Source organism: Sphingomonas sp. P4_G3 (genome assembly GCF_056401105.1).
This window is the reverse complement of sequence record NZ_JBFUJZ010000002.1, coordinates 45664-71866: the sequence shown is the minus strand read 5'-3', so window position 1 is coordinate 71866 and position 26203 is coordinate 45664. Positions and strand designations below refer to the sequence as shown.

At 64.5% G+C, this 26203-nt stretch carries 27 protein-coding genes; 17 read left to right on the top strand and 10 right to left on the bottom strand.

The features are described from left to right. Positions 1-10: 10 nt before the first annotated feature. From AC1DQQ_RS05840 to AC1DQQ_RS05810, 7 genes are all read right to left on the bottom strand, one after another. On the bottom strand, positions 11-1168 hold the full coding sequence (locus tag AC1DQQ_RS05840) for a cysteine desulfurase (RefSeq protein ID WP_478044811.1): 1158 nt from the start codon (positions 1166-1168) through the stop codon (positions 11-13). Between the two features lie 107 nt (positions 1169-1275). Next, entirely contained in the window at positions 1276-2100 is an 825-nt protein-coding gene (locus AC1DQQ_RS05835; protein ID WP_478044549.1) for a SufD family Fe-S cluster assembly protein, read from the bottom strand. A 109-nt stretch (positions 2101-2209) separates the two neighbouring features. After that, positions 2210-2953: a Fe-S cluster assembly ATPase SufC gene (sufC, locus tag AC1DQQ_RS05830; protein WP_478044548.1), complete on the bottom strand. Its 744-nt coding sequence runs from the start codon at positions 2951-2953 to the stop codon at positions 2210-2212. Position 2954: 1 nt separating this feature from the next. After that, on the bottom strand, positions 2955-3269 hold the full coding sequence (locus AC1DQQ_RS05825; protein WP_478044547.1) for a hypothetical protein: 315 nt from the start codon (positions 3267-3269) through the stop codon (positions 2955-2957). Continuing rightward, positions 3266-4729 carry a Fe-S cluster assembly protein SufB gene (sufB, locus tag AC1DQQ_RS05820; RefSeq protein WP_478032667.1) on the bottom strand — a complete coding sequence of 488 codons (1464 nt, stop codon included), beginning with the start codon at positions 4727-4729 and terminating at the stop codon, positions 3266-3268. The genes AC1DQQ_RS05825 and sufB overlap by 4 nt, the downstream gene beginning before the upstream one ends. A gap of 124 nt (positions 4730-4853) precedes the next feature. After that, on the bottom strand, positions 4854-5282 hold the full coding sequence (locus AC1DQQ_RS05815) for an SUF system Fe-S cluster assembly regulator (protein WP_478042976.1): 429 nt from the start codon (positions 5280-5282) through the stop codon (positions 4854-4856). Between the two features lie 202 nt (positions 5283-5484). Then, on the bottom strand, positions 5485-6336 hold the full coding sequence (locus tag AC1DQQ_RS05810; RefSeq protein ID WP_478032665.1) for a helix-turn-helix domain-containing protein: 852 nt from the start codon (positions 6334-6336) through the stop codon (positions 5485-5487). A 290-nt stretch (positions 6337-6626) separates the two neighbouring features. On the opposite strand from AC1DQQ_RS05810, the gene AC1DQQ_RS05805 reads away from it, so the two are divergent. Genes AC1DQQ_RS05805 through AC1DQQ_RS05790 form a run of 4 tightly spaced genes read left to right on the top strand, consistent with a single transcriptional unit; the run spans position 6627 to position 11470 of the window. Further along, complete coding sequence (locus AC1DQQ_RS05805) at positions 6627-7664, top strand: quinone-dependent dihydroorotate dehydrogenase (protein ID WP_478032664.1); 1038 nt, start codon at positions 6627-6629, stop codon at positions 7662-7664. Between the two features lie 27 nt (positions 7665-7691). Continuing rightward, positions 7692-7814, top strand: a complete 123-nt coding sequence (locus AC1DQQ_RS05800; RefSeq protein ID WP_478032663.1) for a hypothetical protein — start codon at positions 7692-7694, stop codon at positions 7812-7814. 55 nt (positions 7815-7869) lie between these two features. Next, positions 7870-9636, top strand: coding sequence for a gamma-glutamyltransferase (gene ggt, locus AC1DQQ_RS05795; protein WP_478032662.1), 1767 nt, complete (start codon positions 7870-7872; stop codon positions 9634-9636). Positions 9637-9688: 52 nt separating this feature from the next. After that, positions 9689-11470: an AMP-dependent synthetase/ligase gene (locus AC1DQQ_RS05790; RefSeq protein ID WP_478032660.1), complete on the top strand. Its 1782-nt coding sequence runs from the start codon at positions 9689-9691 to the stop codon at positions 11468-11470. Between the two features lie 142 nt (positions 11471-11612). On the opposite strand, the gene AC1DQQ_RS05785 is transcribed toward AC1DQQ_RS05790, so the two are convergent. Next, complete coding sequence (locus AC1DQQ_RS05785) at positions 11613-12263, bottom strand: DUF4893 domain-containing protein (RefSeq protein WP_478032659.1); 651 nt, start codon at positions 12261-12263, stop codon at positions 11613-11615. A 489-nt stretch (positions 12264-12752) separates the two neighbouring features. Next, positions 12753-15671, bottom strand: a complete 2919-nt coding sequence (locus AC1DQQ_RS05780) for a M16 family metallopeptidase (RefSeq protein WP_478032657.1) — start codon at positions 15669-15671, stop codon at positions 12753-12755. A 216-nt stretch (positions 15672-15887) separates the two neighbouring features. Between AC1DQQ_RS05780 and AC1DQQ_RS05775 the strand changes: the two genes are divergently transcribed. The 9 genes from AC1DQQ_RS05775 to miaB all read left to right on the top strand — a co-directional run bounded on the left by AC1DQQ_RS05775 (position 15888) and on the right by miaB (position 22731). Beyond that, a complete protein-coding gene (locus tag AC1DQQ_RS05775; RefSeq protein WP_478044546.1) occupies positions 15888-16745 on the top strand; it encodes an aspartyl/asparaginyl beta-hydroxylase domain-containing protein in 858 nt (285 codons plus the stop codon). Between the two features lie 125 nt (positions 16746-16870). After that, complete coding sequence (locus tag AC1DQQ_RS05770) at positions 16871-17446, top strand: NifU family protein (RefSeq protein ID WP_478032694.1); 576 nt, start codon at positions 16871-16873, stop codon at positions 17444-17446. A 46-nt stretch (positions 17447-17492) separates the two neighbouring features. Continuing rightward, complete coding sequence (locus AC1DQQ_RS05765) at positions 17493-18083, top strand: malonic semialdehyde reductase (RefSeq protein WP_478032653.1); 591 nt, start codon at positions 17493-17495, stop codon at positions 18081-18083. A gap of 151 nt (positions 18084-18234) precedes the next feature. After that, complete coding sequence (tsaB, locus tag AC1DQQ_RS05760; protein ID WP_478042969.1) at positions 18235-18873, top strand: tRNA (adenosine(37)-N6)-threonylcarbamoyltransferase complex dimerization subunit type 1 TsaB; 639 nt, start codon at positions 18235-18237, stop codon at positions 18871-18873. Continuing rightward, positions 18870-19340: a ribosomal protein S18-alanine N-acetyltransferase gene (gene rimI, locus AC1DQQ_RS05755; protein ID WP_478042968.1), complete on the top strand. Its 471-nt coding sequence runs from the start codon at positions 18870-18872 to the stop codon at positions 19338-19340. Before tsaB ends, rimI begins: the two co-directional genes overlap by 4 nt. A gap of 108 nt (positions 19341-19448) precedes the next feature. Continuing rightward, the gene (locus tag AC1DQQ_RS05750; RefSeq protein WP_066812250.1) at positions 19449-19865 is read left to right on the top strand and encodes a Ros/MucR family transcriptional regulator; all 417 of its coding nucleotides are present in this window, start codon (positions 19449-19451) and stop codon (positions 19863-19865) included. 266 nt (positions 19866-20131) lie between these two features. Further along, complete coding sequence (locus AC1DQQ_RS05745; protein WP_066812252.1) at positions 20132-20554, top strand: Fur family transcriptional regulator; 423 nt, start codon at positions 20132-20134, stop codon at positions 20552-20554. After that, complete coding sequence (locus AC1DQQ_RS05740; protein WP_478042967.1) at positions 20526-21407, top strand: lysophospholipid acyltransferase family protein; 882 nt, start codon at positions 20526-20528, stop codon at positions 21405-21407. Before AC1DQQ_RS05745 ends, AC1DQQ_RS05740 begins: the two co-directional genes overlap by 29 nt. 10 nt (positions 21408-21417) lie before the next feature. Continuing rightward, entirely contained in the window at positions 21418-22731 is a 1314-nt protein-coding gene (miaB, locus tag AC1DQQ_RS05735; RefSeq protein WP_478044544.1) for a tRNA (N6-isopentenyl adenosine(37)-C2)-methylthiotransferase MiaB, read from the top strand. On the opposite strand, the gene AC1DQQ_RS05730 is transcribed toward miaB, so the two are convergent. Further along, positions 22728-23174, bottom strand: coding sequence for a helix-turn-helix domain-containing protein (locus AC1DQQ_RS05730; protein WP_478032644.1), 447 nt, complete (start codon positions 23172-23174; stop codon positions 22728-22730). The genes miaB and AC1DQQ_RS05730 overlap by 4 nt on opposite strands. A 75-nt stretch (positions 23175-23249) precedes the next feature. Between AC1DQQ_RS05730 and AC1DQQ_RS05725 the strand changes: the two genes are divergently transcribed. The 4 genes from AC1DQQ_RS05725 (at position 23250) to AC1DQQ_RS05710 (ending at position 26159) form a co-directional block, all read left to right on the top strand. Continuing rightward, positions 23250-24083, top strand: coding sequence for an oxidoreductase (locus AC1DQQ_RS05725; protein ID WP_478032642.1), 834 nt, complete (start codon positions 23250-23252; stop codon positions 24081-24083). A 62-nt stretch (positions 24084-24145) separates the two neighbouring features. Further along, a complete protein-coding gene (locus AC1DQQ_RS05720) occupies positions 24146-24613 on the top strand; it encodes a hypothetical protein (RefSeq protein ID WP_478042965.1) in 468 nt (155 codons plus the stop codon). 5 nt (positions 24614-24618) lie between these two features. Continuing rightward, positions 24619-24942, top strand: coding sequence for a hypothetical protein (locus tag AC1DQQ_RS05715; RefSeq protein ID WP_478032639.1), 324 nt, complete (start codon positions 24619-24621; stop codon positions 24940-24942). A gap of 218 nt (positions 24943-25160) precedes the next feature. After that, complete coding sequence (locus AC1DQQ_RS05710) at positions 25161-26159, top strand: PhoH family protein (protein WP_478042964.1); 999 nt, start codon at positions 25161-25163, stop codon at positions 26157-26159. The last annotated feature ends 44 nt before the right edge of the window (positions 26160-26203 follow it).

Genomic DNA, 26203 nt, shown 5'->3' with positions numbered 1-26203 from the left:
CCGAAGATTCCTACCCAAAAATCCGCGTCACACGTTCGACTGCTTCGCCTAGCGCCTCGACGTCGGCCACCGACGAATAGACGCCGAAGCTCGCCCGCGCCGTCGCCGGCACGCCCAGCGCCTCCATCAACGGCTGCGCGCAATGATGCCCGGCACGGATCGCCACCTTGCTCTCGTCCAAGATGGTGGCGACGTCGTGCGGATGCACCCCCTCCACCGCGAAACTGACGATGCCGGCGGAGTCTTCCGGACCGAACAGCCGTACCGAATTGATCCGCGACAACCGCTCGCGCGCGGCCGCGACCAGCGCTGTTTCGTGGGCATGGATGCGCTCGAGGCCAACGCTCTCGACATAATCGATCGCCGCGTGCAGCCCGATCACACCGACGATATGCGGCGTCCCCGCCTCGAACCGCCCTGGTGCGGGGGCGTAGGTCGTCTTGGCGAAGGTGACGCGATCGATCATCGACCCGCCACCTTGGTACGGCGGCATCGCGTCGAGCAGATCATAGCGGCCCCACAATACGCCGATCCCGGTCGGCCCGTAGAGCTTGTGGCCGGAAAAGACGTAGAAATCGCAGCCGATGTCCGCAACGTCGACCGGCATGCGCGGCACTGCCTGGCAGCCGTCGAGCAGAATCTTGGCGCCCACCGAATGCGCAATCTCGGTCGCGCGCTTGGCATCGAGCACCGATCCCAGCACGTTCGAGACATGCCCGAGCGCGACCAGCTTGTGCGCCGGCGTGATCATCGCCGCCATCGCCTCGAGATCGATTCGGCCGTCGGCGGTCAGCGGCACGGCGTCGATCTCGACCCCGATCCGCTCGGCGACGAGCTGCCACGGCACGATGTTGGAATGGTGTTCGAGCACCGACAACAGGATGCGGTCGCCCGCCTTGAGCTGCTCGCCCGCCCAGCTGTGCGCGACCAGATTGATCGCCTCGGTCGCGCCGCGGACGAAGACGATTTCCTCGGGCTTGCCGTTGATGAACTCCGCGACCCGCTTGCGCGCCGCTTCATAGGCGAGCGTCATGTCGGCCGAGCGCTGATACACGCCGCGATGCACCGCGGCATAGTCCTGGGCGTACCCGCGCTCGATCGCGTCGATCACCATGCGCGGTTTCTGCGCTGAGACGGCGCTGTCGAGATAATGCCAGCCCGCCGGAATGGCAGGGAAGTCCGCGACGACGTCGAGGGGCGCTAGATTCCCTCTCCCGTCGGGAGAGGGAGGGAGCGCCGAAGGCGCGGAAGGGTGAGGGCAGGCCTGAGCGTCCATCACCTGCCCTCACCCTTCCCACTCGGCTGCGCCGAGCGGGCCCCTTCCCTCTCCCGCTGGGAGAGGGAGCTATCAAGCATCCGCTCCAGCGCAGTCCGCGCCGCTGCTTCGACCCGCATCCGTTCGCCTTCGTCGGCGATATCGTCGAACACGCTGCCGACGAATGCCCTCAACAACAGCTTCTTCGCATCGGCCGGCGCGATCCCGCGGCTTTCGAGATAGAACAGCGCTTGTCCGTCCAACTCGCCTACCGTCGCGCCATGCGCGCACTTCACGTCGTCGGCGAAAATCTCCAGCTCGGGCTTGGCGTTGGCGGTCGCGGTCCGCGCGAGCAGCATCGCCTTCACCGACTGACTGGCATCGGTCTTCTGCGCATCGCGGGCGACCGCGACCTTGCCGAGATAGCTGCCGGTCGCCTTGCCGCCGAGTACCGAGCGCACGACCTGGTTCGAGGTCGCGTTGGGCTCGATATGGTTGAGTGTGGTGACGATCTCCAGCGTCTGCTCACCACCGCCGAGCATCGCCGCACCGAGCTCGAAATGTGCGCCGTCGTGCAAGGTCACGTCGATCGATACGCGCCCGAGCTTGCCGCCGATATTGAGCACGTGGAAGGTCGCCCGCGCGCCCTTTTCGAGCACGATCGCGATCTCCTTGATCGCCACCGATCCGGGCGGCGAATCCTGCACCACGACACGCGCAATCTCCTCGCCGGCGGCGACGCGGATCGCCTCGGGCGGATTGAGCGGCCATGCCTCGGCCAGCGCGTCGAGGTCGCTATAGCGCCATGCCTCATCGCGGCGGGTGGGAAGAGCGAGCAACGTCATGAATTTGACTCGCACGAAGACACAAAGGCGCGAAGCGCACTCACCTTCTTCGTGGCTTGGTGTCTTTGTGCGATCAAAAACGTAGAGGCGCCTGCGCCGCGGAGCTTTGTCATGCCGCCACCGCCCCATAGCCTTCGCGCTCGAGTTCAAGTGCGAGTTCAGCCCCGCCCGTCCGCGTGATCCGGCCGCCCTCAAGCACGTGGACGAAGTCGGGCTTCACATAATCGAGCAGCCGCTGATAATGCGTGATCAGCACCACTGCCTTATCGGGCGCGCGCATGATGCGGTTGATGCCGTCGCCGACGACGCGCAGCGCGTCGATGTCGAGCCCGCTGTCGGTTTCGTCGAGGATCGCCAGCCTGGGCGCGATGATCCCCATCTGCACCATCTCGTTGCGCTTCTTCTCGCCGCCCGAAAAGCCGACATTGACCGGGCGCTTGAGCATCTCGGCGTCCATCGACAGCGTCGCCGCCTCTGCACGCGCCAGCTTGAGGAAATCGCCGCCCGACAACGGCCCCTCGCCACGCGCGCGGCGCTGGCTGTTGAGTGCCTCGCGCAGGAACTGGACGTTCGACACGCCGGGAATCTCGACCGGATATTGGAAGCCGAGGAACAGCCCGGCGGCGGCACGCTCGTGCGGCGCCATTTCGAGCAAATCCTCGCCGTCGAAGGTCACCGAACCCTCGGTCACCTCATAACCGGGCCGCCCGCCGAGCACATAACCCAGCGTCGACTTGCCCGCACCGTTCGGCCCCATGATCGCATGCACTTCGCCCGCGTTCACGCTAAGCGAAAGGCCCTTGAGGATCGGCTTGCCGTCTATTTCGGTATGGAGATTGTTTATTCTAAGCATCTTATTCAACCTGCGAAGTGAGTTGATCTACAGCCAAAGAAACGGTCAACTTCGCGTTTTCGATTGCCGCGTTAGTAATCATCCAGAAAATTTGATCATTTATTTCCTGTTGGCTGACGGCATTCCGCTGCCAATCAAGATATTGATGAAGAGAGTCTTCGACAGTCCTCAAATGACGATAAGTCCCGTCGAGATGCCCATAAGCCTTGTTTAAGCCGGGGAATGAGAGAAACTGATCTCTCGCCTCCGCAACATCGGCGGCAATCCCATCTATGCTCAGCCAGAGTTTCGTCAGAGCTTCGCGATTATCGCTCATCCGACACTCCCCTCCAACGAAATCCCCAGCAGCTTCTGCGCCTCGACCGCGAATTCCATCGGCAGTTGCTGCAGCACTTCGCGCGCGAAGCCGTTGACGATCAACGCCACCGCCGCTTCCTGGTCGAGCCCGCGTTGCATCGCGTAGAACAATTGGTCCTCGCTAATCTTCGAGGTCGTCGCTTCATGCTCGATCTGCGCCGAGGGGTTGCGCACCTCGATATAGGGCACGGTATGAGCGCCGCATTCGGAGCCGAGCAGCAGGCTGTCGCACTGGGTGAAGTTGCGCACGCCTTCCGCGGTCGGAGCGACGCGCACCAGCCCGCGATAGGTATTGTTCGACCGCCCGGCGCTGATCCCCTTCGACACGATGGTCGAGCGCGACCCCTTGCCGAGATGGATCATCTTGGTGCCGGTGTCGGCCTGCTGGCGGTTGTTGGTCACCGCGACCGAATAGAATTCGCCGACCGAATTCTCGCCCGCCAGCACGCAACTGGGATATTTCCAGGTGATCGCCGACCCGGTCTCGACCTGGGTCCACGACACCTTGCTGTTCTTGCCCTGGCACAGCGCGCGCTTGGTGACGAAATTGTAGATCCCGCCCAGGCCATTCTCGTCGCCCGGATACCAGTTCTGGACCGTCGAATATTTGATCTCGGCATCGTCGAGCGCGACTAGTTCGACCACCGCGGCGTGGAGCTGGTTCTCGTCGCGCATCGGCGCGGTGCAGCCCTCTAGATACGAGACGTACGCGCCCTTGTCGGCGACGATCAGGGTGCGCTCGAACTGGCCGGTATTCTCGGCATTGATGCGAAAATAGGTCGACAGCTCCATCGGGCAGCGCACGCCCTCGGGCACGTAGACGAAGGTGCCGTCGGAAAAGACCGCGCTATTGAGCGTCGCGAAATAATTGTCGTGTTGGGGCACTACCTTGCCCAGCCACTTCTTCACCAGCTCGGGATATTCGCGGATCGCCTCGCTGATCGACAAGAAGATGACACCAGCCGCCTTCAGCTCCGCGCGGAACGTCGTCGCGACCGAGACGCTGTCGAACACTGCGTCAACCGCGATCTTGCGCGCGCCCTCGACCCCGGCGAGCACCTTCTGCTCCTCGATCGGAATGCCGAGCTTCTCATAGGTCCGCCGAATCTCGGGATCGAGATCGTCGAGGCTCGCGATCGTCTTCTTCGCCTTGGGCTCGGCGTAATAATAGGCGTCCTGATAATCGATCGGCGCGATGTCGAGTTTGGCCCAGTCGGGCGCTTCCATCGTCTGCCACAGCCGGAACGCCTTCAGCCGCCAGTCGAGCATCCATTCGGGCTCGTTCTTCTTGGCCGAGATGTAGCGGACGGTGTCTTCGCTCAGCCCCTTGGGCGCGAACTCCTGCTCGACGTCCGAGGCGAAGCCCCACTCATATTTCTTGTTCGCGGCGGCCAGCGCCTCTGCGTTCTTCGTCGCCATCAGAAATCCCCGGCCGCACAGCGGCCATCTAGAATCTTTGTGCCTTTGTGTCTTTGTGCGAGAAAAATAGACTCGCACGGAGACACGAAGCCACGAAGGAAGAGTGTTTTCGCCGCGCGCAGCATCAGGCCTGAACCTCCAGCGCAGGAGCAGCGGACAGGCTCGCGAGGCTCACGCCGGCCAGCACACCGCGGACGGCGCCATTGACGGCATTCCAGTGCGGCTTCACGCGGCAGCTTTCCTCGACACAGCAATCGTGCGCGCCATGTTCGACGCACGCGGTCATCGCGATCGGCCCCTCGATCGCCTCAACGATGTCCGCCAGACTGATCGCCGCGGGCGGGCGCGACAGGCGGAACCCGCCGCCAGTGCCACGCTGGCTCTCGATAAGCCCGGCAGACGACAGCTTGCTCACCAATTTCTGTACGGTCGGCAGCGGCAAGCCAGTTTCTTCGGCCAAGCAGGTCGCGTTGAGACGCCCCACCCCGCCGCAATGGCGCGCAGCGGCGGACATCATCACCACGGCATAATCGGCCAGGCTGGAAAGACGCATTGTTGCGAACGACTCTCAAATCAGACCAAATCGATCCGATTGCCATGTGGGCGTGAGAGGGGGCTGCGTCAACCTGCTAAATTCCCTAAATCCCTCTCCCGTCGGGAGAGGGAGGGAGCGGCGAAGCCGCGGAAGGGTGAGGGCAGGTTTGGGAGGTCCATTACCTGCCCTCACCCTTCCCACTCCCGATGGGAGAGGGAGATTATGTACTCGTGATCAGCGGCCTCACCAGCCCCGACATCGCCAGCCGCTGCTGCACCGTGATCTCCGCCAGCGCGGTCGGGCGATCGCGGATTTGCTTCGGCGTCAGGCCAGTGAATTGCTTCACTTCACGGATCAAGTGCGACTGGTCGTAGAAACCGCGGCCGACCGCGTCATCGAAGCTGATGTCGCCGCGGCACATTGCGACCGCCGCGCGTAGCGCACGATATTTGCGCGCCAGCAACTTCGGCGGCGCGCCGTAAAGTGTATTGCACTTGCGTTCGACCTGCCGGCGCGACAGCCCGGTGACCGCGATCAGGTCATCGATGTCGGGGGACGTGTTGCCTTCCAGCCATGCGTCCACCTGATGCGCGAAACTGACCGATTCCCGTGTCGCCCTGCACGTGAGTTCGCGGACCAGCGCCTCCGCGATCAGCACGCGTTCGTCCATATTCTCGGTATTCGCGATCGCCCGAAACGCGGCTTCGGCACGCGGGCGCAGGTTTGGCCCGACTTCCATTGCATCGTCGAGCATGTCCGACGCGTCGCCGCCGAGCATCGCAGCCCACCCAGCCGGCGTGATGCCGAACCCGAATAGCCGCACCGGCCCTTCTACGCGGCACTTGGTCGCGCCGCTGGTGGGGCCGACGACATGGATCGGATGGGCATATTTCTCCCCGCTCGGGAAATAATAACACGCGAAGCCAGGGCTCAGGCGAAAGCGGAATTGGGCATAGTCAGCCCGCTCCATATCTTCGAACCACGGCATGTCGGCGCGAAAATTATAGAATAATGTTACATGATCCGCGAGGTCGGGTGAAGGAACCCGATAATCGAGTTGGATATCCGACACGAAAGTTGCGCCCCTGTGTTTTTCTTTCGTAGCCCGTTTTTTATATCATTCCGGACGGAATCGCCACCCAAAATGAGTATATCGTCGGTTTGGCTTAACATAAGAAAGCGGCCCGATTTTCTTTCGAAAACCGGGCCGTCAAGGGAAAGAACCCCCTCCCAGGGGCCCTTCGGGTCGCATGCTTGTCCTAGGCCCTTCGTTCCCGAGTCGTATTGGATGGATTCGCCGTGTGGTGAATTTAGACCGTTTCCGTAACGTAAGGGGCTTTGACCCTCGCAGCGTGTCCTGCCATGGCCGCGCTCATGGCCTTTCTTGCTCGCCCATTGCTGTTCGCGATCGATGCCGAACGCGCGCATGGCCTGACCATCGATATGCTCGCGGCTTGGGGAGTGGTCGGAACACCGCTCGCCGCGCGGCCGCCGTCGTTGCCGGTCACCGTGGCTGGGCTGACCTTTCCTAATCCGCTCGGTCTAGCCGCCGGCGCCGACAAGGACGGGCGAGCGATCGCCGGTTTTTTCGGCCTCGGCTTCGGCGCAGTCGAGATTGGTACGCTGACGCCGCTGCCGCAAGCGGGCAATCCCAAACCGCGGCTGTTTCGTCTCGTTCCTGATCGGGCGGTGATCAACCGAATGGGGTTCAATAATGGCGGGTTGGCCGCCGCGCTGCCGCGTGCACGATCCGCGAGGCGCACCGGCATGCTCGGCATCAATGTCGGCGCCAACAAGGACGCCGCCGATCGCATCGCCGATTACGAGAACGGGGTGGCGGCCGCCGCGCCCATCGCCGATTATGTCACGATCAATATCAGCTCGCCCAACACGCCGGGCCTGCGCGACCTGCAGCACGGCCCCGCGCTGACCGACTTGCTTGCCCGCGCCGCCGCGGCGCGCGGGACGACGCCACTGTTCCTCAAGGTCGCGCCCGATCAGGAACCTGCGCAAATCGACGAAATCGCCCGCGCCGCGATCCATGCCGGAATCGACGCGCTGATCGTCGGCAACACCACCGTCAGCCGCCCCTTATTGTCCTCCCCCACCGCGGACGAAAGCGGTGGGCTCTCGGGCGCGCCGCTCGCGACGCTCGCCGCGCAACGACTGCGCGATTTTAGGGCGGCGACCGGCGGCGCGCTGCCGCTCGTCGCGGTCGGCGGGATCGACAGCGGCGCCGAAGCCTATGCGCGCATCCGCGCCGGGGCGAGCTTGGTGCAGCTCTATACCGGCCTCGTCTTTGGCGGGCCGGCGCTGCCGAGACGCATCGTACGGGATCTCGACACCCTGATGCGACGCGATGGGTTCGTGCAGATCGCAGAAGCCATCGGAGCGAGTTGACGGCGTCGGCCAACAACGGAGAAACACATGGCAACCTTGTCGATCATCCACCTCCTCATCTTCGCGCTCATCTTCACGGTCATCCTGCTCGCGCCGATCGCAGTCATCTTGGGGCTGATCTTCGCGCTGCGCCGTAACCGACGTCTATAGGTCGCGCCACCGCAACGCCTTGTCTCCCATTCCCATGCCGTTAGGGTCTCCCGCCATGAAGAAGCTGATCGTCGCTGCCGCCATTGTCCTCTCCACCATGGCGGCATCGGGATCCGCCCGACAGCCCGCGCGGGTCGCCAAGGTCGCCCAGCCCGCCGCGACCGGCATGGTCAGCGCTGCCGATCCACGCGCTGCGGCAGCCGGAGTCGAAATCCTCAACGCTGGCGGCAGCGCGACGGACGCGGCGATCGCAACCATGCTCGCGCTCAACGTCGTCGAGCCGCAAAGCTCCGGGATGGGCGGCGGCACGTTCTTCGTTCGCCATGACGCGGCGAACGGCAAGATCAACACGATCGACGGGCGGGAGGCGGCGCCAATGGCCGCCGACAGCAAGTGGTTCTTCGACGCCAACGGCAAGCCGCTGTCTCACTTCGCGGCAGTCCCCGGCGGGCGCAGCGTCGGCGTGCCCGGCCAGCTTCGCGTGATGGCACTGGCGCATGCGCAATCGGGCAAGCTGCCCTGGGCGCGGCTGTTCCAGCCAGCGATACGACTGGCGCGCGATGGCTTTCAGGCGTCGCCGCGGCTCGCCAACGCGCTGACCCAATATGCCGCGCACATGGATTCGAACGCGCGCGCGATCTTCATGGATGCGTCGGGCAAGCCGTGGCCGGCGGGCACGGTCATCAAGAACCCCAAACAGGCCGAGTTGTTCGATCGCGTCGCTCGCCTCGGGCCTAGCGCCTTCTATACCGGCGGCACCGCCCAACGGCTGGTCGCGACGGTCAATAACGCCCAGCGCAATCCGTCCAAGATGACCGTCAGCGACATCGGCAGCTATCGCGCCAAGCCGCGCGCCCCGTTGTGCGGCACCTATCGCGTCTACCGCATCTGCGGCATGGGCCCGCCGTCGTCGGGCGGGTTCACCGTGCTGATGATCCTGAAGCAGCTCGAGCGCTTCGACATGGCGAAGCTGGGCAAGGATTCGCCGGTCGCCTGGCATCTGTTCGCCGAAAGCTCGCGCCTCGCTTACGCCGACCGCGACATGTATGTCGGCGATCCCGATTTCGTCAGCGTGCCGCTCGCCGGCCTGCTGAGCCGCAATTACATCACCTCGCGCTCGGCATTGATCTCTCCCGACAAGTCGATCGCCGACGTTGCACCGGGCACTCCACCAGGCGCCCCGCCGCGCAAGCGAGTGCCGCCGAGCGAGACTCCCGGCACCACCGACCTCGTCGTCACCGACAAGGCCGGCAACGTCGTCGAAGTCACCACGACGATCGAGGGGCCGTGGGGATCGGGGCTGTCGGTCGACGGCATCATGCTCAACAACGAGCTGACCGATTTCGACATCGTCCCCGACAAGGACGGTTATCTCGTCGCCAACCGCGTCGGCCCCGGCAAGCGCCCGCGCAGCTCGATGGCGCCGACCATCGTCTATGGCCCCGACGGCAAGGTTCGGCTGGCGATCGGCGCCGCCGGCGGATCGACGATCATCGCCCAGGTGGCGAAGGCGATCGTCGCGGTGGTCGACTGGAAGATGAGCGCGCAGGACGCGATCGGCCTCGGGCTTGTCTATGCACCCGGCCAGACGGCGGTCGCCGAATCGGGCACGCAGGCCGAGGCGATGGCGCCGCAACTGCGCGCGCTGGGCGAGAAGATCATGGTCTCTCCGCTCGGGCTCAAGGCCAATGCGATCGAGCGCGTCGGCGGCAAATGGGTCGGTGCCGCCGATCCGCGCAGCGAAGGTGTCGCGATGGGACAGGACGGCAAGGTCACCGTGATCAGGCGGATGGGGATGGCGCCCAACCGCCCATCCGAATAACGTCGGCCTAAATGGCGCAGCCGAAAGCGGCGCGTCGTAAGGGAGAGACCGGATGCGGCAGATCGAGAAATTCCCCAACCTGGTCGCGATGTTCTTTACCCGCGCCCGGGCCGGGGGCGACCAGCCGTTTCTGTGGCACAAGCAAGGCGACTCCTGGACCCCGCTCAGCTGGGTGGAGACGGCGCGGCAAGTCGCCAGCCTGGCAACAGCGCTGAAGGCGATCGGGCTGCAGCCCGGCGACCGCGTCATGCTGGTCAGCGAGAACCGTCCCGAATGGTGTATCAGCGATCTGGCGATCATGGCCGCCGGCTGCGTGACGGTGCCGACCTACATCACCAATACCGAACGCGACCACAGCCATATCATCGAGAATTCGGGCGCGCGTGCGATCATCGTCTCGACCGCCAAGCTCGCCCGCCCGCTGCTCCCCGCCGCCGCCCGCGCCAGCGAGGCCAAGATCGTCATCGGGCTGGAGGAGTTGCGCATCGGCCAGACCGATCTGGTCTATCATAATTGGTCGAAGCTGATCGCCGACCATCCGGCGCAACTCGACGACTTGCCGATCACCGCGAACCGCGATGATCTCGCCTGCATCATCTACACCTCAGGCACCGGCGGCGCGCCGCGCGGCGTGCGGCAGCATCACGGCGCGATCCTGCACAATGTCGAGGCGTGCTGCACGCTGATCGCCGAGGATTTCGGCTGGGAGGACGAAGTGTTCCTCTCCTTCCTCCCCCTTTCCCATGCCTATGAGCATACCGGCGGCCAGCATTTCCCGATCGGGCTCGGCGCGCAGATTTACTATGCGGAAGGGTTGGACAAGCTCGCCAGCAATATCGAGGAAGTTCGTCCGACGATCATGGTTGTGGTGCCGCGCCTGTTCGAGGTGCTGCGGACGCGCATCTCCAAGGCGGTCGAGAAACAGGGCGCCGTGTCCAATTACCTGCTCAGCCGCGCGGTCTCGATCGGCGGCAAGAAGGCCGCGGGCGGCGTGCCGTTCTACGACCAGCCGATGAACCTGATCGTGAAATCGCTATTGATGCCCAAGATCGCCAAGCGCTTTGGCGGGCGGATCAAGGCGATGGTATCGGGCGGCGCGCCGCTCAATCCCGAAATCGGCATCTTCTTCCAATCGCTCGGCCTGACCTTCCTGCAAGGCTATGGCCAGACCGAGGCGGCGCCGGTCATTTCGTGCAACCGCCCGCGCGCCGGCCTCAAGATGGACACGGTCGGCCCGCCGCTCGACGGGGTCGAGGTCCGGATCGCCGAGGATGGCGAGATCCTGGTCCGCGGCGAACTGGTCATGCACGGTTATTGGCGCAATCCCGAAGAAACCGCGCGCGTGCTCAAGGACGGCTGGCTGCATACCGGCGACATCGGGATGATCGACGACAAGGGCCGGATCAAGATCACCGACCGCAAGAAGGACCTGATCATCAACGACAAGGGTGACAATGTGTCGCCGCAAAAGGTCGAGGGCATGTTGACGCTGCAGCCCGAGATCGGTCAGGCGATGATCGCCGGCGACCGGCGGCCCTATATGGTCGCGGTACTGGTGCCCGATCCCGAATGGACCCAGGAATGGTGCGCCAGGACCGGGGCCGCGTGCAATTCGAAGGCGCTTGCAGACGATCTCGACTATCGCGCCGCGCTGCTCGCCGCGGTCGAGCGGGTCAACAAGGACTTGTCGGTGGTCGAGCGCGTCCGCCGCTTCATCCTGGCCGACGAACCGTTCACGATCGAGAACCAGCAGATGACGCCCAGCTTGAAGATCCGGCGTCATGTGTTGAAGGAGGTGTACGGCCCGCGATTGGACGCGCTCTACAAAGGGTAATTCCCCTCCCGTTTACGCGCGTGAGGTCGGCCATGCCCCCGGCATGGCCTGAAGAGCGCGGGGCGCTCTTCACCTCACGCGGGGCTAGGGGAGGGCATGTCCCGTCAAGACAAAGGGTCTATCGACTCTTCAGAACGCGCCTTCAGCTCGACCCGTTCACCACCGGGATCAGCTCATAGATGTCGAGCATCTGGTCGCCCTGCCCGTCATTCTTGACGAGCGCCATCCGCCAGCGGAACGGCGCGATGCGCTCGATTACGGCGGCGACGTCGCGTTGACGTACTTGCCCATATGGCGGGGCCGACGGCGCCTGCTGCGGACGCAGCGTGCCCAGGAAGATCAGGCGCTTGTCCTTATCGTCGTCGAACAACCAGCCACCGGGTAATTGCGTACCGGTCTGCTTGGTGAAGCTCTGCTTTCCGTCGACCATGGCGATATAGCAGAAATCGGACTTGTAGCTGACCACACCGCGCCGGCCGCCAATCCTTACCAGCCTGCACTGATAGGATCCTGGCGAGAGCGCGGGCGCGTCGAGCGCCGACTTTGGATCGAGCAACGGCCTTTCCGCGGCGACGCGCGCCCGGGCACCCGCCGGCACCGCCGCCAGCATGCGCTGCATGCGATCGCCCAGACCCTCGATCCGCGCCTGATCGTCGGCCGTCGCGGTCGCCCGCCAGCCGGTCGGCTGTTCGACGGGGGCACCGGCGGCGACGGTCACCACTGCCTTCGGGCCCGTTGTGCATCCGGCCAGGGCGACGCCAAGCGTCGCCACTCCGACCAAGAACCAGCGCATCTCTGCCCCCTTCTCTTCGGCTAAATAACTTGTTTTCAGAATGTTGCCTAAAGGTGACCGGAGATAGTTAACAAAAGGTTAAAATCTGCGGTGGAACGCTGGCATCAAAGCGGTTGACCGCACCCGGCGCACGATCCGCCGATGCCTGTTACAAGCATACCACCTTGTTACTTTTGATGACACCAGTAACGACCCTAATCCGCTACGCACGGTTTGGGCCGGCGCGCCCGACGGCAAGCGCCCGGACTCGGGCCCCTTGGCTATTCGCGCAGCAGTGGCGACAGCGCCTTCATTCGCTTCTCCCGTCCGGCGAGCACTCGGCCGGACAGGAGATCTTGGTCATTGCGGAATGTCCCGGATGAGGCCGTCAACCGATGAGGAAGGCGTATGCCGAGCTTCCGTCAGCACTCATCGCCCCCGATCCGCGATCGCGGCCGCGCTTGGGCGGTGAGTGGCCGGCCGGTGTCCGCGAACGCCTTTTGCAGCTTCCTATTGCGCCCCGCCCGCGACGCTCAGCCCTGCCTTCGCCGCCACCGCCTTGGGCACCACTTCCATCGTCCAGTCCCGGTCCGGCCGTAGATACTTGGCCGCCACTGCCTGGAGATCGGCGGCGGTCACGTTCTGATAATCCAGCAGGATGCTGCGCGCCGAGGCGATCTTGCGCGGATCATAGGCCGCGCCCGACAACAGGTTGAGCCAGAAGGTATTCCCGGTCGAGGCCCGCATGACATATTGCTGCATCGGCGTCTTCGCCCGCTGCAGTTCGTCGTCGCTGATCGGGTTCTTGACCAGGTCGGTCGCGATCTCACGCGACAGGCGGAAGAAGAGGTCGGTCTTGTCGGGCGGCACCTGGCCTATCGCCATGATCCGCCCGCCGCTCGCGGCGCCGTCGGGCCAACTCGACCCGACGCTGGGCGAATAGCTCGCGCCCGCTTCGGTGCGCAGCCGGTCGTACAGCCGGTCGCTGAACACCTGCGCCAGCACGTCGAGCTTGCGGCTTTCGGGAACGCCCTCGACACCGCCGCCGGTCGGCCAGGCGATCAGCGCGACCGCCTGATTCTCCTGGCCCGAATGCGTCCGCACGATCGGCGTCGCATTATGCTCGGGGAATTTGATCGGCGGCGCGGCGGCGGCGGGTGCCGCGCGCGGCTTCAGGGCGCCGAAGGTCGCCGCGACGGCAGCGATCGCCTCGTCGCCCTTGACGTCGCCGAACACTTCCACCTCGATCGGGCCCGATGCCAGGATCGGCTGCCAGAAGGTGCGGAACTGCGCCGGGGTCAACGCCGATACGGTCGCCGCGGGCGGAATCCCCCAGCGTGGATCCTTGTCGTGCAGGAACCATTCGAGGTCGCGGCTGAGCACGCCGTCGGGCGAGGAATCGAGTCCCGGATAGCCCGCCAGCATCACTGCCTTGGCGCGTGCCAGCGGCGCGGGATCCCAGCCGGGTGTACTCAATTTGTCGGCGAACAGCCGCAGCTGATCCTTGTAATCCTGCGGCGAGGTGACGCCGGCGAGCGTGAAGGCATCGTCGTCGATTCCGAAATCGAAGCCGAGCCGCCGGCCCGTCGCCAACTGGTCGAGTTGTTCCTGGCCCAATTTGCCGATTCCGCTCGGCACCAGCGCCATATCGCCTGCCCAGGCCGGCGTGCGGTGGTCGGACGGGATGGCGTTATATCCGCCGCCCCAGCGTACGCGGACATAGACGCGGTTGGTCTCGCTCGAATTGACGAACAGCAGCAGGCGCACGCCATTGGCGAACACGACCTTCTGCATCTCGAGATCGGGGATGCTCTCGGTGCTGACGACCTTGCCCGGCGCGCCCAGCGGCGGCAGCTTGGAGAAGTCGATCGCGGCCAGCGCGGTGCGCTTGGGCGCCAGCTTCGACACATCGGCGTCGAGCGCGGCGGCCAGCTTGGTTGCCGCTGCCGGATCGGCGGCCGGCGTGGTGATGAAGGCGCGGGTCGCATCGCCCTGGAACACGCGCTTGGTCGACGCCAGGATCGATGCCGGCGTGAACATGCCCTTGGCGCGCGCGTCGGTCAGGATCTTGTACGACACGTCGGGCGCCGCGACCGTCTCGCGGATGTCGAGCGCCTGGACCATATTGTCGGCCTGCGCCGACCCTGCCTCGACCCGCGAGGTATCGACGCCATTCTTCATCGCGGCATCATATTCGGCGAGTTCGCGAGTGAGTTCGGCCTGGCTCGGTGGATTGGCCTGGGCATCGGCGATCACCGCGCGCACGTCTTTCAGCGCCTGTTCCCAGTTGTTGCCGACCGGCACGATGTTGACGAACGTGCCGTTGACCGAGCGCGACACGTCGTCGAGGCTGACTTGCGCCTGGAGGAAGCTACCCCCGGCGCGGGCGCGCGATTCCAGCCGGCGATTGATGATCTGAATCGCGATCAGGTCGACCAGGCGCTTCTGGTTGAACAGAATCAGGTCGTTGTTGAAATGCCAGGGACGCAGCACCGCCATCGACACCAGGGTCGGCAGGCCGGGCTCGACCAGCGTGCCGGTGGTCGGCTGCTTGGTCGCCGGGGTGCCGAAATCGGGGTCGGCCGGATTCGGGCCCTTACCCTTCCAGCTCGAGAAATTCTTGTCGACCAGAGTCTCGAACACCAGCGGATCGACATCGCCCGAGATGATCACGACGGCCCGCTCGGGCCGGTACCATTTGTCGTGGAACGCCCGCAAGCTGGCGGCAGTGGCCGCCTCCAGCGTCTTGGTGGTGCCGATCGGCGAGCGCGTCGCGAACGGCTGCCCGGCGAAAATCGTCGCGCGCTGGGCATCGCCGAAGCGAACCTGCGGCCCCGGCGCCTCGCGCTGCTCTGCCATCACTACCGGCCGCTCCGAATTGACCACCTTGTCGTCGAAGCTCGGCGCTTCCATCATCCCCGACAGGATCTTCAGGCTCTCGTCGACTGAGGCGGGCGTGGCGGACGGCAGATCGAGCTTGAACACCGTCTGGGTGAACGTGGTCTGCGCATTGGTGTCGCTGCCGAAGGTCGCGCCCAGCCGCTGCCAGGTGCGCTTCGCCTCATTGTCGGCGACATATTGGCTGCCGCGGAACACCAGATGCTCCATGAAATGGGCATAGCCCTGTTCGCTGTCGTCCTCGTACAGCGAGCCCGCATCGATGCGTACGCGGATCGACACCTGGCCGGGCGGCACGCCATTCTTGCGTACCGCATAGCGCAAGCCGTTGGGCAAGGTCCCGAAATGCCATTCGGCATCCGGGGTAATATCGCTGCCCTTGAACAGCCAGGGCGAGCGATCGACTTCCGGACGGACAGCAAGCGGCGCCGGCGCAGTCGGAGCTGTGTGCTGGGCGATCGCCGGGAGCGACATCCCGAGAGCAATGGTGACGAGGACGGCGAGACGCGGAACGCGGAACGTAATGGCCATGTCGCCTGTGTAGGGCGTCGTCCGGCGAGCGGCAACCGCCCTCGCCTCAATAGTAAAAGGTCATATCCTGCCCCTTGTGTCGCCACTTTTTCGACCCAGATCGGGGCTAGCGGCAATTGTGCGCTGCCGCATCGGTGTAGCGTGTTCGACATTTTTTGGCTCGATCGGCCCTCTGCGACATCTGGTGCCGGTCCCGTTGGACGATGAAGAGGCTTTGTGAGCGTCGATCAGCAGCTGGAGCCGCCAGTATTGCGGCAGAAATCGGGCAACGTCGCCGAAGGCAGCGTGCCCAACATGACCGTGATATCGGGCACGCCCCAGTCCGATGGCGCGCCGATCGGCGGCAAGGCCGAGAAGCGGCCGTTCATCATCCGCTATGGCAAGCATTTGCGCGGGTTCTTCGACCGGATGATCGCCTCGTCGTCACTGGTGCCGAACGACCCGGTGCTCGACGTCCGCGACTTCCCCTGGACCCAGCATCTGCGCGACAATTGGCAAGCGATCCGCGACGAGATGCTCGACGCGGCGATGGGCGACAAATCACCCTCGCTGTCGAGCATTTCGCCCGACCATCGCGCGATCGCCCCGGTCAACAAGTGGCGCAGTTTCTTCTTGTGGGGGTACGGTTATCGGATCGACGAGAATATCGAGCGCTGTCCGACGACCACCGCGACCGTCGCGAAGATTCCCAACCTCAACAGCGCGTTCTTTTCGATCCTCGCGCCGGGCACCCACATCCCGGCGCATCGCGGCGTGACCAAGGGGCTGATCACGTGCCACCTCGGCCTGATCGTGCCCAGGGACGGCGACGTCCGGATGCGCGTCGACGACCGTATCGTGCGCTGGGCCGAGGGCGAGACCCTGGTGTTCGACGACACCTATGATCACGAAGTGTGGAACGACACCGACAATATCCGTGTCGTCCTGCTCATCCAGATCAAGCGCCCGCTGCGCAACCCCGGCAAGTGGATCGCCGACACGTTCCTCAACGTCGTCCGCCGCTCGGCCTTCGTCCAGGAAGCGCGCGATAACGTGATGGCCTGGAACGACGCTGTGAAACAGCTCGACGTCTGAGCGTTTCGCGCGCCTGGCAGGCGGCGGTGAACGACCGAACGCCAATAGGGATAGCCCGCCCATGGCAACAATAGGTTTCCCCATCGGCGCTTGATCCGGAGCACCTTACGGCCCACATCATGAATATGCTGATCGAAACCGAAGCCACGCCCAATCCGGCGACCCTAAAGTTCCTGCCCGGCCGGACCGTGATGGACGCGGGTACGCGCGACTTTGCGACACCTGAAGAGGCTGACGCGTCGCCGCTCGCCGAGGCGCTGTTCAACCTGGGCGATGTCACCGGAGTGTTCTTCGGCCGCGATTTCGTTTCGGTCACGGCGGGTCCGGGTGTCGACTGGCCGGGACTGAAGCCCGACGTGCTGGCGATCCTGCTCGACCATTTCTCTGCCGGCATGCCACTGTTCAAGCCGGCGTCCGCGGCTGGTATCAGCGTTCCTGGAGACGATGCGGGCCTGAACGACGATCCCGCCGATGCCGAGATCGTCGCGCAGATCCGCGAACTGATCGATACGCGCGTCCGCCCTGCCGTCGCGAATGACGGCGGCGACATCATCTATCAGGGGTTCGAGAAGGGGAAGGTATTCCTGCGCATGCAGGGCGCGTGCTCAGGCTGTCCGTCCTCGACCGCGACACTCAAGAACGGCATCGAGCAATTGCTCAAATATTACGTTCCCGAAGTTACCGAGGTTCGTGCGGTCTGAGCTGCGCCGGTCGACGTCTTTCACGCATCAATACAGGAGAATGGCCATGGGCGAGAAGCTCACGGACAGCGCACTCGACACGATCTTCCGCACCGCGCGCACCTATAACGGCTATACCGACGCACCGGTCACCCAGGACGATATCAAGGCGATCTACGAGCTGGTGAAGATGGGCCCGACCTCGGCCAACCAGCAGCCCGCGCGGTTCGTATGGTTGTTGAGCCAGGACGCCAAGGACAAGCTCGCCACCGCCGCCAGCGCGACCAATGCCGACAAGATCCGCAAGGCGCCGGCCAGTGTGATCATCGCCTATGACACGGAATTCCACGAGCATCTGCCGGAATTCTTCCCGCACGTCGACGCGCGGCCCTGGTTCGCCGAGCCGGTATCGCGCGAGCGCCACGCTTTCCTCAACTCAACGCTGCAGGCCGCCTATTTCATCATCGCCGCGCGCGCCTTGGGGTTCGACACCGGCCCGATGACCGGGTTCAACAACGCCGCGGTCGATGCCGCTTTCTTCGCCGACCAGCCCAATTACCGCTCGACGATCCTCTCGACACTCGGCCATGGCGACCCGGCGAGCATCTTCGGCCGCCTGCCGCGCCCCGCGTTCGAGAAGTTCAACACTGTTCTCTGAGAAAAAATCGTCGCCCCAGCGCAAGCTGGGGTCTCAAGAGGCTTGAGATAAGCGTCGGGTCGGATCGTCCCCCGGACGATCCTTAAGTGTGAGGGCCTTAAGTGTACGGGGCACACTTAACCCGACGCTCGTTCGCTGGCATGACGGTCAAATGCGCACGCTCGTCATCGAAACCGCCACCGCCGCCTGTTCGGTTGCCCTGATCGAAGGGGCCGCGGTGGTCGCGTCGGCGCATGAGGTCGTCGGGCGGGGTCATGCCGAACGGCTGGTGCCGATGATCGCGGCATTGCCCGATGGTGGCCGTGCCGACGCGATCCTGGTCGATTGCGGTCCGGGCAGCTTTACCGGCATCCGCGTCGGCATCGCCGCCGCGCGCGGACTCGGTTTGGGCTGGGGCGTGCCGGTACAGGGTTTCTCCTCTCTGCCGCTCGTCGCGGCCGCCGCCTTTGCGAGCGACCAATCGATCGCCGGCCCTCTTGCCGTTGTGCTGGAAGGCGGGCATGGCGAGGTCTTCATGCAGACGTTCTACGGCCCCCCGGTGCGAGTCCACGGCCCGCTGGAATCTCTTTCTCCGGTTGATGCCCGGCGCAAGCTCGGGGGTATGCACGCTGTCGGCGATGGTTTGCGCTGGCTTAGCTTTGACGATCCTCGCTCGGCTCCCGGGGGTGCGCTTCCCAACGCGGCGGCCCTGCCCCTGCTGCCCCTCGCCCTGACCAGCTTGCCGCCGCGTCCGATCTATGGCCGTGCACCCGACGCCAAGCCCATGGCGCCAGAAAAGCCAGGCGCATGAGCACCGCGGCGATCGATCTGCGCGACGGCGATGTCCGCGATCTCGATCGGGTCGACCGGATCATGGCGGACGCCTTCGACGCGCGCTGGGGCGAGGCGTGGACGCGAAGTCAGGTGATCGGAATATTGGCAGTTCCCGGCGTGTGGCTGACGATCGCAGAACTCAACGGTCGCGCCGTCGGTTTCGCATTGACGCGCGGCGTGCTGGACGAAGCCGAGTTATTGTTGCTCGCAGTCATGCCCGAAGCCCGCCGGCGCGGTGTCGGTGCGGCCTTGCTTCGCGCGGTGATGGCCGATTGCGCCGCTCGCAAGATTTCGCGCATCCATCTGGAAGTCCGCGCCGGCAACGACGCTATAAAATTATACAGCAGTTCTGGCTTTTCCAAGATCGGCGAACGCCGCGACTATTATCGCGGAGTCGATGGCAGGACTTATTCGGCGCTAACGCTTCATCGCAAGATTGCGTGAATAATCTCATTTGCTTGGGGTTAGTCCTTGCACTTCTATCCAAAATGGATCAAAGCCCCGCGGCGTTGGGGGATCGCAAATCTTACGTATAGGGTCGAAGGAATCACGATGGACAACACCAACGATATGCAGGAAACTTTGGTCACGTTGACCGCCGATATTGCAGCCGAATTTCTCGGTAACAACAACGTCGCCGTTTCGGATATCGAACTGGTCATCCAGAACATCTATCGCGGGCTCTCGCGTCTCACCCCGCAGGCGCCGGCGCCCGAGCCGAAGCAGGAACCGGCGGTTTCGATCCGCGCTTCGATCAAGCCCGACTATATCGTCTGCCTTGAGGACGGCAAGAAGCTCAAGATGCTCAAGCGCCACCTGATGACGCATTATCAGATGACGCCGGAACAGTATCGCGCCAAGTGGAACCTGGCCGCCGACTATCCGATGGTCGCGCCGAACTATGCCGAACAGCGCCGTACCTTGGCGAAGAAGATCGGTCTGGGCACGAAGCGCCGCAAGACCAAGTGATTGGACCCGGATCGCCGAAGGGCGATCTCGACTGTGCGGGGCATGGTCGATCCAATCGTTCCGGCGAAGCCGGAAGCCAAAAACGAAAGGCCGGGATCACTCCCGGCCTTTTTCGTTTAGTATCGCACGTGCCGCCCCTCGCTATCGCTCGGGAGCTACGAGGCGGATCATGCACCGCATGATCCGGACATGCCGTTGGCATGTCTCCGCTAATTGCGAATAACTCTCTACTTTCGCAACAAGGGTGTTGCGCCTATATCGGTCCTATGGCGCGCAACATCGACCTCGAAGCCCTTTGTCACGAAAAAGGATTGCGCATCACCGACCAGCGGCGCGTGATCGCTCGCGTGCTGAGTGAGGCGGAGGATCATCCCGACGTCGAGAAGGTCTATGCCCGTGCATCTGCGATCGATCCCGGCATCTCGATCGCGACCGTCTACCGCACCGTTCGCCTGTTCGAGGAAGCCGGCATTCTCGACCGCCACGATTTCGGCGACGGACGCGCGCGCTACGAGCCCTCGCCTGAGGCGCATCACGACCATCTGATCGACGTCGAGACCGGCCGGGTCATCGAGTTCGTCGATCCCGAGCTCGAACAGCTCCAGAAACAGATCGCGGAGAAGCTGGGCTTCCGCCTCGTCGATCACCGGATGGAGCTGTATGGAGTCAGCCTCTCCCGCAAGGATTGAGGCTCGCCTTCAGGCGGCCAGGGGGAAACCGCAGCCGATTCCATTGACTGGCCGACTCCGTATCTGGCGGCGCGCCGCCGGCATGGTCGCCGGGCTCATTCTGTTCGTTCCACTCCATTATTGCTGGCGCTTGCTGCACCTGAGTTCGCCGTGGCCGCGCCTGTTCCTCGCCTGGGCCGGCTATTGTTCGGGTGCGCGCGTCGAGCGGATCGGCACGCCGCTCAAGCGCGACGTCTTCTACATCTCCAACCATTGCAGCTGGATCGACATCCTGGCGATCGCCGGGGCGAGCGGCACCGCGTTCGTCGCCAAGGCGGAGTTGCGCAAGGCGCCGGTGGTCGGTTGGCTCTCGACCCTCAACCGCACCGTCTTCGTCTCGCGCGAAGACAGACTGGGCGTCGCCGAGCAGATCAACCGGCTGCGCGAGGCGCTCGCCGAAAACTGGTCGGTCACGGTATTCCCCGAAGGCACCACCACCGACGGCCGCTCGCTGCTGCCGTTCAAGTCGCCGCTGTTGAAGGTGCTGGAGCCACCACCCGCGGGCGTCCTCGTCCAGCCAGTGCTGCTCGATTATGGCGAGGTGGGGCCGGATATCGGCTGGATCGGCGACGAGCACGGCAAGGATAATGCGCTGCGTGTGCTCGCGCGGCCGGGCAATTTCCGGTTGTGCATCACTTTCCTCGATCCGTTCGATCCGCGCGATTTTCCCGGCCGCAAGGCGATCGCGGCGGAAAGCATGCGCCGCATCCGCGAGGCGCTGGCGGCAGCGCTGGGCCATGATGTCCCGACGTTCATCGGGCACGATGTCTGGGCAGGACGAACCCCTCCCCGTCCCGGAGAGGACCTGCTATAGGCGCCGGCCCATGACGAAGCCCACCAATCCCAAAACCTTTCACGTCAAGTCGTTCGGCTGCCAGATGAACGTCTATGACGGCGAGCGCATGACCGAGTTGATGGCAGCCCAAGGCCTGACCGCGACCGACGATGCCAATGCCGCCGATCTAGTCGTGCTCAACACCTGCCACATCCGCGAAAAGGCGACCGAAAAGGTCTATTCGGACATCGGGCGCCTCAGGAAGCACGGCAACGATCCGATGATCGCGGTCGCCGGCTGCGTGGCGCAGGCGGAGGGCGTCGAGATCGCGCATCGCGCCAAGGTCGACATCGTCGTCGGCCCGCAAGCCTATCACAATCTACCCGATCTGGTCGCCAAGGCGTCGCGCGGCGAACTCGGGCTCGATACCGACATGCCGGTCCTCTCGAAATTCGGCGCGCTGCCCGCGCGGCGCAAGGTCGGCCCGACCGCGTTCCTGACGGTGCAGGAAGGGTGCGACAAATTCTGCACCTATTGCGTCGTTCCCTATACCCGCGGCGCGGAGATCAGCCGAGGCTGGGGTGCCCTGGTCGACGAAGCCAAGGCGTTGGTCGATGCCGGCGCCAAGGAAATCACGCTGCTCGGCCAGAACGTGAATGCCTGGTCCGATGGCGATCGCGATCTCGGCGCGCTGATCAGCGAGCTCGACCGCATCCCGGGCCTGGCACGGATCCGTTATACGACCAGCCATCCCAACGACCTGACCGACGGCCTGATCGCCGCGCATCGCGACGTCGAAAAATTGATGCCGTTCCTCCATCTGCCGGTGCAGGCGGGGAACGATCGCATCCTCAAGGCGATGAACCGCAGTCACAGCCGCGATTCGTACCTGCGCATCCTCGACCGCGTCCGCGCGGTGCGGCCCGATATCGCGCTGAGCGGCGATTTCATCGTCGGCTTCCCCGGCGAGACCGAGGCTGAGTTCGAAGACACGCTGAGCCTGATCGACGAGGTCGGCTACGCCCAGGCGTTCAGCTTCAAATACAGCCCGCGCCCGGGCACGCCCGCAGCCGACATGGATGGTCAGATCGCGCCCGAGGTGATGGATGAGCGGCTCCAGCGCCTGCAGGGCGCGCTCAACCGCGACCAGGCCGCGTTCAACGCCGCGAGTGTCGGCCACACCTGCCAGGTACTGATCGAGCGCAAGGGCAAGCTGCCTGGCCAGATGCTCGGCAAGTCGCCCTGGCTGCAATCGATCCACCTGATCACCAATGCCGAGATCGGTGATCTCGTCGAGGTCGAGATCGTCAGCGCCGGCCCCAACTCGCTAGCGGGCGTCGAGCGAATACCGGTGGCCGCCTAACCTGCCACGCGCTCCTTCGCATCAGCGCCGGCTAACGCGTCAGGCATACAGCCTTCGAATTCGCCGAACGTCGGCTCCGCACCGCGCTGTCCCGCTTCCAGCCACGCCACCTTTGCGCGCGTATAGGTGACCATGGCGCCGATCTGGGCCGCCTTTTCCTCCAGCCGCGCGAGCTGGATGCGCATCAACTCCAAGCTGCGTTCGGGTGTCATCCTCCCCGCATTATACTCGGCCGCCAGCGCGGCGATCTCGCGCAACGAAAAGCCCAGGCCTTGCGCCATGCGGATCATCCGCGCCGCCTCAAGATCCTGATCGGAGAAGATCTGGTACGGGTTGGAGCCGCCCTTCATCCCCGTCCCGGGTGCGAGCAGGCCCTTTCGGACATAGAAGCGGACCGTGTCGGTGCTGAGTTCCGCGCGCCGCGCAAATTCCGAAATCAGCATCTTTTATCCCTTGACCATGGACTATGGTCCACGGTTATATGCTCGTGCTCCATCGAATCAAGAGGAGCATTTTCCATGATCAGGATCGCGCTAGTGACCGGCGCTTCAGCCGGGATCGGCGAGGCTACCGCGCGGCAATTGATCGAGCGTGGCTGGCGCGTGTTCGCTGCCGCGCGCCGGCTCGACCGGATGAAGGAGTTGGAGGCGGCGGGCGCCACATTGCTGCCGCTAGACCTGACCGACGACGCGTCTATCATCGCCGCGGTTGAGACGATCAGGCGCGACGCCGGCCGCCTCGACCTGCTGGTCAACAATGCCGGTTATGGCAGCTATGGCGCGCTTGAGGACGTGCCGATGAGCGAGGCGCGGCGCCAGGTCGAGGTCAATCTGTTCGGCCTTGCACGCCTGTGTCAGCTCACCACACCGATGATGCGCGCCCAGCGTAGCGGCACGATCGTCAACGTCACGTCGATCGGCGGGCGGTTCGGCGAGCCATTCGGCAGCTGGTACCACGCCACCAAATTCGCGGTCGAAGGGCTGAGCGACTGCCTGCGGATGGAACTCCGCCCGTTCGGCATCCGCGTCGTGATCGTCGAACCCGGCGCGATCCGCACCGAATGGGCCGGCATCGCGCACGAGAGCCTGGTCGAACGGTCGGGCAAGACCGACTACGCACCCTATGCGCTGCGTCATGCCGCGACGCTGGGGAGCGCCGACACGTCGTCGATCGTCTCCCCGCCCGACGTCGTCGCGAAGGGGATCGCGCGGATCGCCGATACGAGGAGCCCGAAAGCGCGTTACGCGATCGGGGGTGGCGCCAAGCTGTTCATGTTCCTGCGCAACGTCTTGCCGGACAGCTTGCTCGATCCGTTGATGTGGCGGGTGAGCCAGTCGGGAAAGCTTGGCTGAACCGGATATGGCGGTCGAAGGCGGCATCTGGCATCCTCTCCGCCGACGAGGGGGAGGAACCGATGACCGCCAAAAACTATCTGACCGCGGCGTTGGTCGCCGGCATCGCCGCCGCCGCGATCGAGATGATCTTCGTGCTGCCGATCCAGGCGTCGCTGGGCAATTCGCCGGGGATCGTGTTCCAGTCGATCGCCAGCGGGACAATGGGCAAGGCCGCTTATATCGGCGGAACGCCGGCGGTGCTGCTCGGCATATTCTACCACATTCTCATCTCGGTCGTCGCGGCGGGCGCCTATATCGCCGCGGCCACGCGCCTGCCGTTCCTCTATAGCCGCCCGCTGATCGGCGGCCTGCTCTGCGCGATCGTCGCCTATGTCGTGATGAACTGGGTCGTGTTGCCGATGTCGGCGGTTGGCTACAAGCCGACTACCAACCCGACGATGATGGCGCTGAGCTTCGCCATCCATGTCATCGGCTTTGGCTGGCCGATCGCCTATGTCGGGCGAGCGATGACGCAAGGCCGGTCCTGAGCCCGGTGAACGACGCCATCGATCCCGTCGACGTCACGCATCCCGCTTCACGGCGGCTGTGGCTCGGCGCGCTGCTGATCCTGCCGATCCCGCTGATCTGGGAAACGATTGTCGCCTATGCGACGCGTGATCTCCCGGCCACCCGCGGGTGGCTAGGACCCGCGCTCGGCCTGACCATTCCGCTCCTCAGTCTGGTCGGCGTCGTCCTGCTGCCGTTGAAGCCGTGGATGAAGGCGCTGGCGGCGATCGTGATCGTCCCGATCGCCTGCACAGTCGAAATCATGTGGGGCGTGACCTTCGTGTGCATCCGATTCGGCGATTGCCTATAAGGCGAGGCGATTGAGCAACAGCGGTCCAGCTTTTTGCGACAGACGCACTGATTTGCGCTGTCCTCTCCGCATCCGATCTGCCATCGTCACACACGGATGAGCGACGCCCTTTCCGCCCTTGTGCCTGACGGAACCAGCTTCCGCATGGCCTCGTTCGGCGCTGTCATGAAAGCCGGCTATTTGCCGCTCCACCCATCCCTATGCCCAGAAAGGACCGCATGAGCCGCAAGCCTGTCCCCGCCCAATCCGGTGAACGCAGCCGGGTCGAGCTGACCTTCGACAAGCCACAGCTGCTCGCGCAACTTTTCGGGCAATATGACCAGAATCTGGTCGCGCTCGAACATCGCCTGGGCATCTACATCACCGCGCGCGGCAATCGCGTCGGGCTGGAGGGGTCGGCCGAGCAGGTCGCGATGGGCCGCGACGTGCTCTACGATCTCTACAAGCGCCTGCAGCGCGGCGAGGATATCGACACCGGCCTGGTCGACGCGTCGATCGCGATGGCGTCGGAGCCGGTGCTCGACGGGATCATCAGCGCGGAAGCCAGTCCGGCGCCGCCGATCATGATCCGCACGCGCAAGAAGACGATCGTCCCGCGCACGCCCGCCCAGGCGCATTACATGCGCGAGCTGACCACCAATGACATGATCTTCGCGCTCGGACCGGCGGGCACCGGCAAGACCTATCTCGCGGTGGCCCAAGCGGTGTCGCAGCTGATCACCGGCAGCGTCCAGCGGCTGATCCTGTCGCGCCCGGCGGTCGAGGCGGGCGAGAAGCTCGGCTTCCTGCCCGGCGACATGAAGGAGAAGGTCGATCCCTATCTCCGTCCGCTCTACGACGCGCTCAACGACTGCCTGCCCGCCGAACAGGTCGAGCGACGGATCAGTTCGGGCGAGATCGAGATCGCGCCGATCGCCTTCATGCGTGGGCGCACCCTGGCCGACGCCTTCATCATCCTCGACGAGGCGCAGAACACCACGCCCGCGCAGATGAAGATGTTCCTGACCCGCTTCGGCGAGCGCAGCCGGATGGTGATCTGCGGCGATCCCAACCAGGTCGATCTTCCCGGCGGCGTCGAGGCCTCGGGCATGCGCGACGCGGTCACCCGGCTGGAGGGGATCGAAGGGATCGCGATGAGCCGCTTCACCGCCGCCGATGTGGTGCGCCATCCGATCGTCGGGCGCATCGTCGAGGCGTATGAGGGGCCGCACGCGTGAGCGGGGTAAGCATTGCTAAGCCCCTCCCCTTCAGGGGAGGGGTT

Coding starts and splice junctions, on each gene's coding strand:
- AC1DQQ_RS05835 (WP_478044549.1), bottom strand. CDS start 2,100: ATGACGTTGCTCGCTCTTCCCACCCGCCGCGATGAGGCATGGCGCTAT.
- sufC (WP_478044548.1), bottom strand. CDS start 2,953: ATGCTTAGAATAAACAATCTCCATACCGAAATAGACGGCAAGCCGATC.
- AC1DQQ_RS05825 (WP_478044547.1), bottom strand. CDS start 3,269: ATGAGCGATAATCGCGAAGCTCTGACGAAACTCTGGCTGAGCATAGAT.
- sufB (WP_478032667.1), bottom strand. CDS start 4,729: ATGGCGACGAAGAACGCAGAGGCGCTGGCCGCCGCGAACAAGAAATAT.
- AC1DQQ_RS05815 (WP_478042976.1), bottom strand. CDS start 5,282: ATGCGTCTTTCCAGCCTGGCCGATTATGCCGTGGTGATGATGTCCGCC.
- AC1DQQ_RS05805 (WP_478032664.1), top strand. CDS start 6,627: ATGGCCGCGCTCATGGCCTTTCTTGCTCGCCCATTGCTGTTCGCGATC.
- AC1DQQ_RS05800 (WP_478032663.1), top strand. CDS start 7,692: ATGGCAACCTTGTCGATCATCCACCTCCTCATCTTCGCGCTCATCTTC.
- ggt (WP_478032662.1), top strand. CDS start 7,870: ATGAAGAAGCTGATCGTCGCTGCCGCCATTGTCCTCTCCACCATGGCG.
- AC1DQQ_RS05790 (WP_478032660.1), top strand. CDS start 9,689: ATGCGGCAGATCGAGAAATTCCCCAACCTGGTCGCGATGTTCTTTACC.
- AC1DQQ_RS05785 (WP_478032659.1), bottom strand. CDS start 12,263: ATGCGCTGGTTCTTGGTCGGAGTGGCGACGCTTGGCGTCGCCCTGGCC.
- AC1DQQ_RS05780 (WP_478032657.1), bottom strand. CDS start 15,671: ATGGCCATTACGTTCCGCGTTCCGCGTCTCGCCGTCCTCGTCACCATT.
- AC1DQQ_RS05770 (WP_478032694.1), top strand. CDS start 16,871: ATGCTGATCGAAACCGAAGCCACGCCCAATCCGGCGACCCTAAAGTTC.
- AC1DQQ_RS05765 (WP_478032653.1), top strand. CDS start 17,493: ATGGGCGAGAAGCTCACGGACAGCGCACTCGACACGATCTTCCGCACC.
- tsaB (WP_478042969.1), top strand. CDS start 18,235: ATGCGCACGCTCGTCATCGAAACCGCCACCGCCGCCTGTTCGGTTGCC.
- rimI (WP_478042968.1), top strand. CDS start 18,870: ATGAGCACCGCGGCGATCGATCTGCGCGACGGCGATGTCCGCGATCTC.
- AC1DQQ_RS05750 (WP_066812250.1), top strand. CDS start 19,449: ATGGACAACACCAACGATATGCAGGAAACTTTGGTCACGTTGACCGCC.
- AC1DQQ_RS05745 (WP_066812252.1), top strand. CDS start 20,132: ATGGCGCGCAACATCGACCTCGAAGCCCTTTGTCACGAAAAAGGATTG.
- AC1DQQ_RS05740 (WP_478042967.1), top strand. CDS start 20,526: ATGGAGTCAGCCTCTCCCGCAAGGATTGAGGCTCGCCTTCAGGCGGCC.
- miaB (WP_478044544.1), top strand. CDS start 21,418: ATGACGAAGCCCACCAATCCCAAAACCTTTCACGTCAAGTCGTTCGGC.
- AC1DQQ_RS05730 (WP_478032644.1), bottom strand. CDS start 23,174: ATGCTGATTTCGGAATTTGCGCGGCGCGCGGAACTCAGCACCGACACG.
- AC1DQQ_RS05725 (WP_478032642.1), top strand. CDS start 23,250: ATGATCAGGATCGCGCTAGTGACCGGCGCTTCAGCCGGGATCGGCGAG.
- AC1DQQ_RS05720 (WP_478042965.1), top strand. CDS start 24,146: ATGACCGCCAAAAACTATCTGACCGCGGCGTTGGTCGCCGGCATCGCC.
- AC1DQQ_RS05710 (WP_478042964.1), top strand. CDS start 25,161: ATGAGCCGCAAGCCTGTCCCCGCCCAATCCGGTGAACGCAGCCGGGTC.